Annotated in this window: 11 protein-coding genes; 10 read left to right on the top strand and 1 reads right to left on the bottom strand. The window is 66.4% G+C overall.

Annotated features, from left to right (window positions below):
- Positions 1 to 83 precede the first annotated feature (83 nt).
- Positions 84 to 329, bottom strand: a complete 246-nt coding sequence (locus tag ACFPJ1_RS42375) for a hypothetical protein (protein WP_380112086.1) — start codon at positions 327 to 329, stop codon at positions 84 to 86.
- 168 nt (positions 330 to 497) lie between these two features.
- Here ACFPJ1_RS42375 and ACFPJ1_RS42380 point away from each other — a divergent pair, with 168 nt between their 5' ends.
- The 10 genes from ACFPJ1_RS42380 to ACFPJ1_RS42425 all read left to right on the top strand — a co-directional run bounded on the left by ACFPJ1_RS42380 (position 498) and on the right by ACFPJ1_RS42425 (position 13,626).
- Entirely contained in the window at positions 498 to 2,279 is a 1,782-nt protein-coding gene (locus tag ACFPJ1_RS42380) for a sigma-54-dependent Fis family transcriptional regulator (RefSeq protein ID WP_380112087.1), read from the top strand.
- Positions 2,280 to 2,589: 310 nt separating this feature from the next.
- Positions 2,590 to 3,405, top strand: coding sequence for an IclR family transcriptional regulator (locus tag ACFPJ1_RS42385; protein WP_380112088.1), 816 nt, complete (start codon positions 2,590 to 2,592; stop codon positions 3,403 to 3,405).
- Between the two features lie 476 nt (positions 3,406 to 3,881).
- Positions 3,882 to 5,435: an ABC transporter substrate-binding protein gene (locus ACFPJ1_RS42390; protein WP_380112089.1), complete on the top strand. Its 1,554-nt coding sequence runs from the start codon at positions 3,882 to 3,884 to the stop codon at positions 5,433 to 5,435.
- Between the two features lie 167 nt (positions 5,436 to 5,602).
- On the top strand, positions 5,603 to 6,925 hold the full coding sequence (locus tag ACFPJ1_RS42395; protein ID WP_380112090.1) for an MFS transporter: 1,323 nt from the start codon (positions 5,603 to 5,605) through the stop codon (positions 6,923 to 6,925).
- Complete coding sequence (locus tag ACFPJ1_RS42400) at positions 6,910 to 7,860, top strand: NAD(P)H-quinone oxidoreductase (protein ID WP_380112091.1); 951 nt, start codon at positions 6,910 to 6,912, stop codon at positions 7,858 to 7,860. Before ACFPJ1_RS42395 ends, ACFPJ1_RS42400 begins: the two co-directional genes overlap by 16 nt.
- A 352-nt stretch (positions 7,861 to 8,212) precedes the next feature.
- A complete protein-coding gene (locus ACFPJ1_RS42405; RefSeq protein ID WP_380112092.1) occupies positions 8,213 to 9,688 on the top strand; it encodes an ABC transporter substrate-binding protein in 1,476 nt (491 codons plus the stop codon).
- 25 nt (positions 9,689 to 9,713) lie between these two features.
- Positions 9,714 to 10,664, top strand: coding sequence for an ABC transporter permease (locus ACFPJ1_RS42410; RefSeq protein WP_380112093.1), 951 nt, complete (start codon positions 9,714 to 9,716; stop codon positions 10,662 to 10,664).
- Complete coding sequence (locus ACFPJ1_RS42415) at positions 10,651 to 11,568, top strand: ABC transporter permease (RefSeq protein WP_380112094.1); 918 nt, start codon at positions 10,651 to 10,653, stop codon at positions 11,566 to 11,568. Before ACFPJ1_RS42410 ends, ACFPJ1_RS42415 begins: the two co-directional genes overlap by 14 nt.
- Entirely contained in the window at positions 11,565 to 12,614 is a 1,050-nt protein-coding gene (locus tag ACFPJ1_RS42420) for an ABC transporter ATP-binding protein (RefSeq protein ID WP_380112095.1), read from the top strand. Before ACFPJ1_RS42415 ends, ACFPJ1_RS42420 begins: the two co-directional genes overlap by 4 nt.
- Entirely contained in the window at positions 12,607 to 13,626 is a 1,020-nt protein-coding gene (locus ACFPJ1_RS42425; protein WP_380112096.1) for an ABC transporter ATP-binding protein, read from the top strand. The genes ACFPJ1_RS42420 and ACFPJ1_RS42425 overlap by 8 nt, the downstream gene beginning before the upstream one ends.
- Positions 13,627 to 13,654: the final 28 nt, after the last annotated feature.

Genomic DNA, 13,654 nt, shown 5'->3' on the forward strand with positions numbered 1-13,654 from the left:
CGAGCCCACGTCTTGCTAGCGTTTGGAGTAAGTACATCGCCGCCGTGCTCGACGGGAGGTCTCAAATTGAGACACCTCTTGCGTCAGGAGTCGCCGAACATGGCCTGCCGGAGCTCGGCGAGTTCGTCCTTCGCGTCCTGCAGGGGCCGGACATCACCATGGGTGGACGGTCGGATGCCGAGCGCGACGAGCAGAGCGGCGGCTGCCTCGCTCGGGTCGCCCGCCGCTCCGAGCACGGGATGCAGGCCGGCATCGGCCAGTTCGCGGAATACCGCGTTCACGATCGTCCATGGGTTGTAGGTTTCGTCGACAGTGGTGTCGTCGTCCATCCGCAGCTCCCATCCGCTCCTTCTCATCAGACGCCCCGGCGTTCGACCCGGCTGTCTCAATCTGAGACAACCAGATGCTCGCGAAGCACTAGATTGGAAGGAGCGATGCCACCGGTGGGGGAGGCCCCCACATCCAGCAGGTCTCCCGGCCGGTCGCCAGGAGGCCTCGTGGACGAAGTGGAACCTGTGTCAGGCCGCCGGACTGCCCGGGCCCGGCTGAGTTTTCTGACCTTCGACGCGTTCCCGGTAGGCGACGTACGCCGTCCGGTGCTCGCCTCCTGGGTGCGTTCCCGGCGGCGGAACCTCCCCGCCGACCGGATCGACCTGCCGTACGTCTCGGACCCCGATCTCGACCAGCCCTTGGCCCGCAGCGCGACCCCCGTACTGCGCCGGCTCCGCGAGCATCTCGACGGACAGCCGATCAGCGTCATCCTGACCGAGCGCAACGGCCTGGTACTGCGGCGGCTGACCGCCGATACCCAGCTGAGTAGGCACCTGGACCAGGTCCACCTGGCGCCGGGCTTCAGCTACTCCGAACAGTTCGCGGGCACCAACGGGATCGGCACTGCCCTCGAGCGGGGTGGTCCGATGCATGTCTTCGGGCACGAGCACTACGCGGAGGATCTCGAGGACCTCGCCTGTGCCGGAGTACCGATCAAACACCCGGTCAGCGGCAAGATCGTCGGGGCCATCGACCTCACCTGCTGGCGCAAGGACGCCGGATCGCTGCTGATCACGCTGGCCAAGACCACCGCGGACCAGATCCGTGCGGCACTGATGAGTGACAGCTCTGCCCGTGAGCTGGAGCTGCTCCAGGAGTACCTGCAGGCCGGACGCCGGTCTGCCGACATGGTGCTCGCCTTCGCGGAGGACCTGCTGCTGATGAACGCCACCGCGAAGCAGAACCTCGACGGTAGCGACCAGTCGGCCGTCCTCGCGCATGCCACCGAGATGTTGGCCGAGGCCCGCGCCGTGGCCGTGGTGGAGCTCCCGAGCGGGAGCCGGGTCCGGATCAGCTGCCGGCCGGTCCCCGAGGAGGGACGGGCGACCGCAGCCGTCCTTCAGGTCACCCCGCAGTCCGCCGGCCTCGGTCTGGCGGTCAGCGCGCACCGGCCGCCACCGCGCCCGGAGCTGCCGGGCATCGTCGGCAGGAGCGGTCCTTGGCTCGCCTGCAGCCGGGAGGTGGACAACGCCTATCGCTCCGGGAACTGGATCGTGCTCAGCGGCGAGGCAGGGTCCGGAAAGCTGGCACTCGCGCGGGCGGCCCACCGGCAGAACAGCCGGACGAGGTCGCTACGGGTGCTGGACGCCACCGATGCGGCCGATGACTTCGCGGACGACGTCGAGGCGGAGCTGACCGACGACATCGTCCGATCGCTGGTGATCCGCCACGTCGAACGGCTCGGCCAGATCCGGCTCGACGAACTGATCGGCGCCCTGTACAGCAGCCGCGAGCGCCGGCTGTCGGATCCGCCGTGGGTAGCGCTGACGCTGACCACCGGTGGCTCGAACCAGCCCGACCTGGGCGAGTTGCTGACGTTGTTCCCCCTCACCGTTGATGTGCCACCGCTACGGCACCACATCGACGACGTTCGTGAGCTGGTCCCGTTCTTCCTGAGCCAGTTGAGCCACGGCGACCTGAGCTGCTCGCCGGAAGCGATGCAGCAACTGCTGCGATCGGCCTGGCCGGGCAACACCGCGGAGCTCCGCCAGGTCATGAAGCAGATCGTCCAGCACCGGCGACGCACCGGCGTCATCGTCCTGGCCGACCTGCCGGCCGACCATCAGGCGATCAGCCGCCGCAGCCTCAGCCAGCTGGAGGCCCTGGAACGCGACGCGATCATCCGAAGCCTCCTCGACAACAACGGCAACAGAAGCGACGCCGCCCGAGCCCTCGGCATGTCCCGAGCCACCATCTACCGAAAAATCCACGACTACGGCATCCGCTGACCCTCGGTTGGCAATACGTTTACCAGCGCGCCGCTGATGACCGATGCAATGGCCTAGGCCACATCGCGAAATTCTGCTTGGCGGCTATTGCCGGCCGGCACCATACAATGCCTGGTCTTAATGCGGGTCGGTGCTGCGCGCCGACTTGATCGTTTGCGGGCCGTGGATGACAGGGCAGCGTTGATGGGCTGGGATTCCGCGCCGTGCGGACTACGATGTGCTAACGATCGGCTGGGCGGTTGGCCTGGCCGGGGCTCTCGGGAGGCAGCTGTCAGATCCCTTTCGATGCCACCGGGACGGGAGGAGAGCCGTGCACTCGGACGCTGCTGACAGCAAGGGGGTTGAAGGCAACAGCTTGGTCGGCGCTGAGCGGACCTTGAGTGTGTTGCTTCTTTTCGCTCGTCCCGATCACTCCAGCTGGGGCGTCTCCGAAATCGGGCGGGAACTCGGCCTTGCCAAGGGCGTCGTCCACCGGATCGTCGCCACCCTGTGCCTTAAGGGCCTCCTGGAGCAGATCCCTTCGAACCGGCGTTACCGGCTGGGCGCGGTGGCCTGGGCACTCGGCCAGGCCTACGCGCAGCACATCGATATCCGCGGCCTGGCCCGCGAGCCGATGCGGCGGCTGTGCGACAAGTCCGGTGAGACGGTCAGCCTGGCCATCCGCTCGGGGTTCACCAGGATGTACGTCGAATCGATGGTGCCGAACCGGGCGATCACGTTGACCGCGACGATCGGGGAGGCCGTTCCCCTGCACGCCGGTGCGGCAGCCAAGAGCTTTCTCGCCTACATAGCGCCAGAGGAACGGGATGCGTATCTGTCCCGCGAACTCGTGGCGATGACCGATCAGACTCCCGTGGAAGTGAACCGTCTCCGCGCGGAGGTCGAGCTCATCCGCGAACAGGGATATGCCGTGTCCCTGGGAGAACGGATCGCAGGAGTGGGTGCAGTGGCGGCGCCGGTGCTCAACGATGACGGTGAGCCCGTCGTCGTGCTGTGCGTGGGCGGGCCGCTGGATCGAATTCGCACCCACATCGATGAGATCGCCGACCTGCTGCTGACCGAAACCACGGCCCTGTCGCGCCGGATCGGCAACGCCGGACCGGAGAGCGCATCCTCGCTCGGGTGAACTGACTGCTGCTCAGGTGAACTGACGCTCGGACGAGTTCCCGGCGCGGCAATTTCCGTGCGCCGCACTCTCGGTAGTCCACGCCTGAACGGCGCGCTTGCTCTGCACTGAGAGCTGGTGCCTCTACCGCGCCGTCAACGGAACCCGCGGACACTCACCACACTTCGCCCTGTTCATCGCATCGTATGCACGATTCGAGTTGAGCCGCCTCGAGCCGTTGACAGACCGTTGACAGCGATGTTTTAGTGGCCAAGCGTTCCCCCCTGCCGACCGGTGTTCCAGTCAACGGAACAGTTGCTTTCGCATGCGCCGCAGGGCTCCTGGCTACACCTACGTCCCCGTCCTAGCGCGGAGAACTGGAGATGGCAGTGGAAGGCGACAAAACCCGGCAACAGACCAATCGGTCGGCAGGCCGTCGAGAATTCAGCTCCGGCGTTGTGTGGTTCGCGAAGAGGAGGAGGCGGGCGAAGAGAGGTTTGGTTGCCGCGGCGGCGATCTTGGCCGTCTCGTCCTTCGTCGCCTGCTCCGCCGGCTCGGACAACACGTCCGCCGCGGGCCCGGGCGGCGGGCCCGGCGGAAAGGTCGTCGTTCGGCTGTACTCCGGAATGGCGACGACGGACCCATTCAAGGACACCAGCGCGCCGGGGTGGCAGCTGCTCCGCAACGTCTATGAGGGACTCGTCGCGCTCGACGACAAGCTGCAGCCCCATCCGCTCATCGCGGAGTCATGGAAGGCCAACACCGCCGCGACCGAGTACACGTTCGTGCTGCGTCAGGGAGTGACGTTCCACAACGGAAAACCGGTGACGCCGGACGACGTGAAGTACTCACTGGACTACTTCCGCCAGTACGCGGCCAACAAGTCCAGTCTGAATGCGGTCGACAAGGTCACGGCGGTCGACGACAAGACGGTCAAGGTGCACCTGAGCCGGCCGAAGGCGTCGCTGGTGGCGGATCTGGGGAACCCCATCGCCATCCCGATCGTGCCGAAGGGATCGGCGGACAAGGACGGCCTGGCCAAGAACCCGATCGGCACCGGTCCCTACAGCATCAAGTCCTTCGAACCGCAGGTCCGTGCCGTGCTCGAGGCCTATCCCGGGTACAAGCCGGTCGACGAGGAGCCGTCCGGACTGGCCGGCCGGCGGGTAGCCAAGGTGAAGACCGTCGAAATGGTCTACGTAGCGGACGATCGAGTCGCCGCCGCGGGTCTGGAGACGGGCGAGTTCGACATCATCACCCGGGTACCGCCGCAGGATGTCAAGCGCCTCAACGATCTGCCCGACGTGGACGTCGCAGCCAGTCCCGGATCGGCGTGGATCGCCATCAACCTGAACGCGAGTGCGGGCGAGGTGGCCAACCCGAAGATCCGGCAGGCGATCATGTACGCCACCGATCCGAGCGCCATGCTGCAGACGTCGGGCTTCGGTCAGGGCCGGCTGACCAACAGTTATACGCCGCCTGAGGTCGACTGGTACACCAAGGACGCCTCCGGGTACTGGCCCTACAAGTACAACCCGGACAAGGCCAAGCAGTTGCTCAGCGAGGCCGGTTACGACGGCGGGCCTATCACCGTCATCGCGGGTGCGCCGCCTTATCAGGAACAGAACGCGGTGATCCTGCAGCAGCAGGCCAAGGCAGTCGGGCTGAACCTGAAGGTCGACAAGATCGATCACACGACCTTCATCGAACGGACCCAGAGCGGCAACTACGAGATGAACTCGGCGGGCGGTCCGTTCCAGACGACGCCGGATCTCTTCTACGTGCAGTACTACTGCGGTGCCGCGGGCAAGAACCGGTACGGCTACTGCGACAAGGAGTACGACACGATCTATGACCAGGCGGCCGCTGTCACCGACAAGGCCAAGCGCAATGCCCTCTTCGCGCAGCTGGAGAAGAAGCTCAAGGATGACGCGATCATTCTGCCGCTGTATTTCAACGACGTCGATTTCGGCGTCAACAAGCGGGTCAGCGGATTGAGCGCCAATGCCTTCGAGTGGCTGATCATGTGGAATGTCTCGGTCAATAGCTGATCCTCTCCCGGGTTGACACCAACGGTGCTGACCGATCCGCTCGCCGCAGGCCAGGGCGGCGAGCGGATCGGTCGGCGGCGGAGGTCCCCAGTGGCCAGACCTGTCGATTGTGAGGGAAAGCCCGTGAACCCACGACAGAAGAAGCTTGCCGCCCCAGAGCTCAGTTCATGAGCTCGACATTCCGGGCGCTCCGCTATTTCAATTACCGGCTCTGGTTCTGCGGCGCCATCGTGTCCAACATCGGGACCTGGATGCAGCGGGTCGCGCAGGACTGGCTGGTCCTGACCAGGCTGACTGACGAGTCGGGCGTCGCGGTCGGCATCACCACCGGTCTGCAGTTCCTCCCACCGATTCTGCTTGCGCCGTATGCCGGTCTCATCGTCGATCGCGTCGACAAGCGGAAGCTGCTGATGACGACGCAACTGAGTTCCGGGGCGTCGGCTCTGCTGCTGGGCGTGCTGGTGCTGACCGGCACCGCGCAGCTCTGGCACGTGTACGTGCTCGCGGCCGTGCTGGGCGTGGCGACCGCGTTCGACTTTCCGGCCCGGCACACCTTTGTCGGCGAGATGGTCGGCGGCACCGACCTGCCCAACGCGGTCAGCCTGAACAGTGCCACCTTCAATGCCGCCCGCGTCGCCGGGCCCGCGGCGGCCGGCCTGCTGATCGCGCTGGTGGATATCGGTCCTGTCTTCCTGATCAACGCCCTGACGTTCCTTGCGGTGGTCCTCGCGCTCACTCGGATGCGGGCGAGCGAGCTGCAGCTGATTCCACGGGTCATTCGCGGCAAGGGGCAGATCCGGGAAGGTCTGGCCTACATCCGGGGGCGACCACAGATCACGATCGTCATGGTCGTCGTGTTCCTGGTCGGCGCCTTCGGGGTGAATTTCGAGCTGACGACAGCCTTGATGGCGCGGGTCGAGTTCGAGCGTGGCGCCGAGCAGTACGGCTTGCTGGTATCGGTCATGGCGGTTGGTTCGCTCGGCGGTGCCCTGCTGGCCGCCCGCCGGGAGAGACCGCGGGTGGGCGTCGTCATCGGTGCGGCGTTCTTGTTCGGCGTGGCGGAGCTCGTTGCCTCCGTCATGCCGACCTACCTGATGTTCGCCCTCGCGTTGATACCGGTCGGCCTGACCGCTCTGACGATGCTGACCACCGCGAACGCCGTCGTACAGCTCAACACCGATCCCGCGATGCGGGGCCGGGTGATGGCGCTGTACATGGTGATCCTGATGGGTGGCACCCCGATGGGCGCACCGCTCATCGGCTGGGTGGGCGAGAGGTTCGGGGCGCGTTACACCATCGCACTCGGTGGCGCCGTCTCGCTGATCGTGGCAGTCGCCGCAGCCGCCTATCTGCTGCGATCGCAACGGCTGCGGGTCAACTACCGCCTCCGTGCCCGGCCCCATCTACTCATCCGCAGCGCTGAGGTTCGTGCGGAGCAATCGTCCACGATTCCAGGAACAACGGAGGACAATGCATGTTGGCCGCAGTGATCGTCGAAGGTACCGTCGAGCTTCAGCAAAGACCCGACCCGCAACCAGGCAACGGCGAGTTGCTCATCAGGATCAAGGCCGCGGGGATCAACGGCGCGGACCTTCTCCAGCGCCGCGGCCGGTATCCCGCTCCGCCGGGCGCCCCAGCCGACATTCCTGGCCTGGAGTTCGCCGGCGAGGTGATCGAACGCGGCCCCGGGGCGACACGCTTCGAAGTCGGGCAGCGCGTGATGGGCATTGTCGGAGGGGGCGGTCAAGCGGAGCTCATCGCCGTGCACGAACGCCTGCTGATGCCTGTCCCCGACCTGCTCGACTGGCCTGAGGCTGGGAGTCTGCCGGAGATCTACTGCACCGCGTACGACGCGCTGTTCGGGCAGGCGGAACTGCGTGTCGGCGAGCGGGTGCTCATCAACGGGGGAGCGGGCGGCGTCGGTACGGCAGCGATCCAGCTCGTAACTTTGACCGGTGCTGTCCCAGTCGCGACGGTACGAAACCCCGCCATGGCGGCGAAGGTGACCCACCTCGGTGCGACGGTGGTGGTCGCCGAGGCGGGCTCCGACGCAGCCGGCGAGCACGGTCCGTTCGACGTCGTCCTCGAACTGGTCGGTGCCGGGAATCTGCCGAATGCTCTGCGCGCGCTGGCGCCCGGCGGCCGGGTCTGTTTCATCGGGGTCGGTGGCGGCGCGAAGACCGAGTTCAACGCCCTGTATGTGATGAGCAAGCGGGCCCGGATCCACGGTTCCACACTTCGGTCGTCGTCGCTCGAGGACAAGGCCGCGCTGGCGCGTGCCGTTGAGCGCCACGTGCTGCCCGCATTCGCCACCGGGGCCTTGCGGGTGGTCGTCGACAAGACGTTCGACCTGGCTGACGTGCACGACGCCTACGAGTATTTCGCGGCCGGAGGCAAGTTCGGAAAAGTCACCCTGCTGATGTAGGGGCTCCCGGCAACGGGTCGGACTTGATCGCGCCGGCTGAAGATCCGTCCTTTATGGGCCGGCAGGCGATTCAACCGTTGACACCGTCTGGGCAGACTGCTTCACTGATTCAACTGTTCCTGATAGAAGACCAGCGTTCCGGTCATCGGAACGAATTCGGGATGACAGCGACTCCGCCCAATGTCAGCACCGCCGCCAAGTGAGGCCGTACGGCTGAAAGGTGAGGAATGTGAGCGCGGGCAAGAAAAGACTCCGATTGGCAGGACTGGTTGTCGCGGTATGTGTCGTGGTGGCCTCGTGCAGCGGGAATTCCAGCGGTGCGGTTGATGCCGGCGGTGGCGGTCAGCAAGCCATGCCCGACAAGCCCTCCGGCAAGGTCAGCGTGCGGCTGTGGACCGGGATGCAGACGTCGGACCCCTTCCAGGACGTCGGCGCGTCGAGCTGGAACCTGCTGCGCTCGGCCTACGAAGGCCTGACGGCACTGGACGACAAGCTCGTCCCGCAGCCGATGCTGGCGAAGTCGTGGAAGGTGAGCGACGACGCCAAGACCTACACCTTCGCGCTGCGCGACGACGTGCTGTTCCACAACGAGAAGCCGATGGTCGCCTCGGACGTGAAGTACTCCTTGGACTACTACCGCTCCAAGTCGCTCGGCAAGGCGAATCTCTCCTCGGTCGGGAGCGTCGACGTCGTGGACGAACACACGGTTGCGATCCACCTCAAACGTCCGTCCGGGGGGCTGGCCGCCGACCTGGCCAATCCGATCGTCGTGCCGATCGTGCCCAGCGGCTCGGCCGACGGCGGCAAGCTCGCCACCACACCGATCGGCACCGGGCCCTATCAGATCGAGTCGTTCGAGCCGCAGGTGCGAGGTGTGCTCAAGCCGTTCGCCGGCTACAAGCCGCTGACCACGCCCGCCGCCGGGCTGGCCGGTCGCAAGGTCGCCCTGATCGACACCCTGGAGTTCCTGCTGGTCGCCGACGACCAGGTGGCCGCCGCCGGGCTGGAGACCGGTGAGTTCGACCTGGTGCCCCGGGTTCCGACGTCCGACATCAAGCGGTTCAGCTCACTGCCCGGCGCGAAGGTGCTCACCGGACCGGGTTCTGGTTCGGTGTCGATCAGCATGAACCTGGGCAAGGGGCCGCTCGACGACCCCCGGATCCGTCAGGCGCTCACGTACGCGATCGACAAGTCCGCGATGCTCGACGTCACGGCCTTCGGCTTCGGCCGGATCGCGAACAGCTTCCATCCGCCGGAGGTGAACTGGTACCTCAAGGACGCCGAGGACTACTGGCCCTACGCGCACGATCCTGAGAAGGCGAAGAAGCTGCTCGCCGAAGCGGGCTATGACGGACAGCCCATCGTCGTCTTCGCGGGCAGCCCGCCCTATCAGGAGCAGAACGCGGTCATCCTGCAGCAGCAGGCCCAAGCGGTCGGCCTCAAGCTGACGGTGCAAAAGATGGACCAGACCACGTTCATCACCAGGACGGCCAACAGCGACTATCAGATGTCGTCCACGGGCAGCCCTTTCCGGGCCTCGCCGGACCTGTTCTACAACCAGTACTACTGCGGCGGTGGCTCCGCCAAGAACCAGTACGGCTACTGCGATCCGTCGTACGACGCGGGTTTCGAGAAGGCGTCCGCCACGATCGACCAGGCGCAGCGCAACCAGTTGTTCGCCGGACTGGAGAAGAAGCTGAAGGACGACGCGGTGATTCTCCCGCTGTACATCAACGATGTCGCGGTGGGTGTGTCCAACAAGATCAGCGGCTTCACGCCGAACGTCTATGACTGGCTCATCGTCTGGAACGTCTGGATCTCGTCGTGATCACGGTCGGAGGGGGAGTCCGCGCATGATGTCCTACATCGTCAAGAGGCTGGGCAGCACGCTGCTGACCCTGTTGCTGCTCAGTATCGGCATCTTCATGCTGATCCGGCTCATCCCGGGTGACCCGGTGGTCGCGATGCTGGGTGAGGATGCCACCCCGGAACGGGTGGCGGACCTGCGGGCGCAGTACGGGCTCGACCAAGCACTGATCCCGCAGTTCCTGAACTGGCTGGGCAACGTGGTGACCGGCGATCTCGGCCAGTCGGTGCCGACCTCGCGTCCGGTTGCCGACCTGATCCTCACCAGATTCCCGGTCACCCTCGTGCTGGCGCTGTTCGCCACGCTGCTGACCATCGTCGTGGCCGTGCCGATGGGTGTCGCCGCCGCGACCCGGCGCGGCAAGCTGGCCGACAAGACCGTGCTGCTCACCAGCCTGGTCGGCATCTCGATCCCGAGCTTCTTCCTGGGCATCATGTTGTTGCTGCTCTTCGCGGTGCAGCTGCAGTGGTTCCCCACCTTCGGGTTCCGGTCGTTCAGCGAGGACTTCTTCGGCAGTCTCAAGGGTTTCGTCCTGCCGGCGGTGAGTCTGGGGGCGCTGTATCTGGCGATCGTCGCCCGGATGACCAGGGCGTCGATGCTCGAGGTGCTGTCGCAGGACTACATCGTCACGGCCGAGGCGTCCGGACTGAGCCGGCTGAGAATCCGCTACCGGCACGCGTTGAAGAACGCACTCATCCCGGTGGTCACGGTGGTGGGCCTCAACTTCGGCGCGTTGCTGGGCGGCAGCGTGATCACCGAGCAGGTGTTCAACCTGCCCGGCCTCGGAACCTTGCTGCTGGCAAGCATCGACCGCCGGGACTATCCGGTCATCCAGGCGATCGTGCTGCTGATCAGCGTGATCTACGTCGTCATCAACCTGCTGGTCGACCTCCTCTACGGCTTCCTGGATCCGAGGGTGCGCTATGCGAAGAACTGACATCACGCCGGAACAACCGGTGCTCGTGGAGGCGGCGGCGGAGATCGTCGTACCGCCCGCTGAGGTCCAACGGACCCGGATGAAGCTGCTGCGGCACATGAGCCCGATGTCGAAGATCGGCCTCGCCGTGGTCGGCATCATCGTGCTGCTGGCGCTGGCGGCGCCGTGGCTTGCTCCCTTCGATCCGCTGGCGCCGTCGGCGACCAGGCTCGCCGGGCCGTCCGAGACGCATTTGTTCGGTACGGACCTGTACGGGCGGGACGTGCTCAGCCGGATGCTGGTGGGGGCGAGGGTGTCGGTGATGGTCGGGTTCGTGGTCACGCTGTCGGCGCTCGTGATCGGCGGGACGCTGGGCTGTGTCGCCGGTTTCGTCGGTGGGGTGGCCGACGCGGTGGTCAGCCGGATCACCGAGGTGCTGCTGGCGGTGCCTGGTGTGCTGCTTGCGATCGCCATCGTCGCCACCCTGGGTTCTGGCGTGTGGAACGTCTGCATCGCGCTGACCCTCGGCCAGGCTCCGATCATGATTCGCGTGGTCCGCAGTTCCACCCTGGCACTGCGGGAGCGGCCTTTCGTCCGGGCAGCACACGCGGTCGGTGCCACCCGGGTGCGGATCCTGTTCCGGCACATCGCGCCGTACGTGCTCGGTGTGGCCGCTGTCCAGGGCACCTTCGTGTTCGCGCACGCCATCTTGTACGAGGCGGCGCTCAGCTTCCTCGGAATCGGGGTCAAGCCACCGGATCCGACCTGGGGCAACATGATCAGCGAGTCCCGGGCGTTCCTGAGCGTGCAGCCGTGGAACGCGATCTTCCCCGGCCTGGCGATCACGGTGCTGGTGCTGGGTGTGAACTTCCTCGGCGACGGACTCCGTGACCTGGTCGATCCCGAGAATCAGGAGAGGTCATGACGAGCACGATCCAAACCGGCCCGCGCGAGAACGGTTCCGCGCCGAAGCCGCTGCTGGAGGTCGAGAACCTCCGGGTGAGTTTCCAGCTCGCGCAGCGAACGATCGACGCGGTCCGTGGGGTGAGCTTCGCCGTCCAGCCGGGCGAGGCCGTCGGGATCCTCGGCGAGTCCGGGTCGGGCAAGAGTGTCACCGGTCGCGCCCTGATGGGAATCCTGAAGTCCCCGCCGGCCCTGGTCACCGCCGACCGGATGCACTTCCGTGGCACGGACCTCGACCAGCTCCGGCAGGAACGGCGCGGGAGTGACGGGTCCGGGCAGCCGATCGCGATGATCTTCCAGAACCCGTTCACCGCACTGAACCCGGTGTTCCGGGTCGGCAACGCGTTGACCGAGGTGCTCGTCAGCCAACGTGGAATGACCGCCGCGCAGGCTCGCACCGAGGCGGTCCGGCTGCTCGATGCCGTCCGGATTCCCAACGCGAGCAGGCGGATCAAGAGCTATCCGCACGAGTTCTCCGGCGGCATGCAACAGCGGATCATGATCGCGCTCGCGCTCGCTCTGAACCCGGACGTGCTGATCGCCGACGAACCCACCACCGCCCTGGACGTGACCGTACAGGCCCAGATCCTGACCCTGTTGCGAGAGCTGCAGCAGGAACGCCAGATGGGGCTGATCTTCATCAGCCACGATCTCGACGTCGTCTCCGAAGTGGTCACCCGGGTGTACGTGATGTACGGCGGCCGCATCGTGGAGTCGGGTCCGGTCGACAGCATCTACGCCGACTCGCGGCATCCCTACACCAGAGGACTGTTGCTGTCCGCACCGACACCGGGCGTCCACAAGAAACGGCTGGTCGCCATCGCGGGCAGCCCTCCGGAGGCCGGCGCCACGCCACCTGGCTGCCCGTTCCACCCACGGTGTCCACACCAGACGGAGGTATGCCGCGAGGAGATGCCGCCGCTGTCGCCGTCGGTGGACGGACCGGGTGTCGCGGCCTGCCACCACGCCGCGCAGCTGCCCCGCCTGGAGGTCGACACCCATGTCTGACATCGACACCGACGCAGTCCTCGAATGCCGTGACCTCCGCAAGTACTACAGGCCGTCCGGGCGCAAGTGGCGGGGCGAGGCGGGTGTCGTGCGAGCGGTCGACGGTGTGTCGCTGAGCGTACGGCGTGGCGAGACGCTGGGCATCGTCGGTGAGTCCGGATGCGGTAAGAGCAGCCTCGCGAACGCCGTCCTGATGCTCGACCCGCCGACATCGGGTGAGGTGCTCTTCCGTGGCCAGGACCTGACCAAGGTCAGCGACCGTGAGCTCCGCAAGGTCCGCCGGCGACTTCAGGTGGTCTTCCAGGACCCGTACGCGTCGCTCAACGCCCGGATGACCGTCGAGCAGATCGTCGCCGAACCGCTGGTGGTGCACGGCGAAGTACGAAGCCGTGCGGAGCGCGCGATCCGGGTCGGCGAGGCGCTCGAGCGGGTCGGCCTGAGCAGCCGGGACGCCGCGCGCCACCCGTTCGAGTTCTCCGGCGGCCAGCGTCAGCGGATCGGCATCGCCCGGGCGTTGATCTCCAGCCCCGAGGTGGTGATCTGCGACGAGCCGGTGTCCGCCCTGGACGTCTCGGTGCAGGCACAGGTCCTCAACCTCCTGCAGGACCTGCAGGCGGAGCGAAATCTGTCCTATCTGTTCATCAGCCACGACCTGTCGGTGGTGAGCCAGCTGGTCGACCGGGTGGCGGTGATGTACCTGGGACGGATCGTCGAGGTCGGTTCGGTGGCCGAGATCTTCCGCGAACCCAAGCATCCGTACACCCGCGCGCTGCTCGGCGCGGTCCCCAGCCGGCGCCGCGGTGGTGGCAGCCGGATGGTTCTGGCCGGGGACGTGCCGAACCCGGCCGCGCCGCCATCCGGGTGCACCTTCCACCCTCGTTGCCCGCTCAGTGACGGCGTCCTCTGCGCCGAGGCCGTCCCGGAGCTGAGGCTGCTCGGTGAAAGGCAGGAGGCGGCCTGCCACCACCCATTGCTCGATGCCGCGGCGCCGGCCGGCGTGCGGCCGCATTGACCCAGACCCGTCACGAGACCACTGACAC

The sequence above is a fragment of the Kribbella qitaiheensis genome, assembly GCF_042657745.1.
Classification (GTDB): domain Bacteria; phylum Actinomycetota; class Actinomycetes; order Propionibacteriales; family Kribbellaceae; genus Kribbella; species Kribbella qitaiheensis.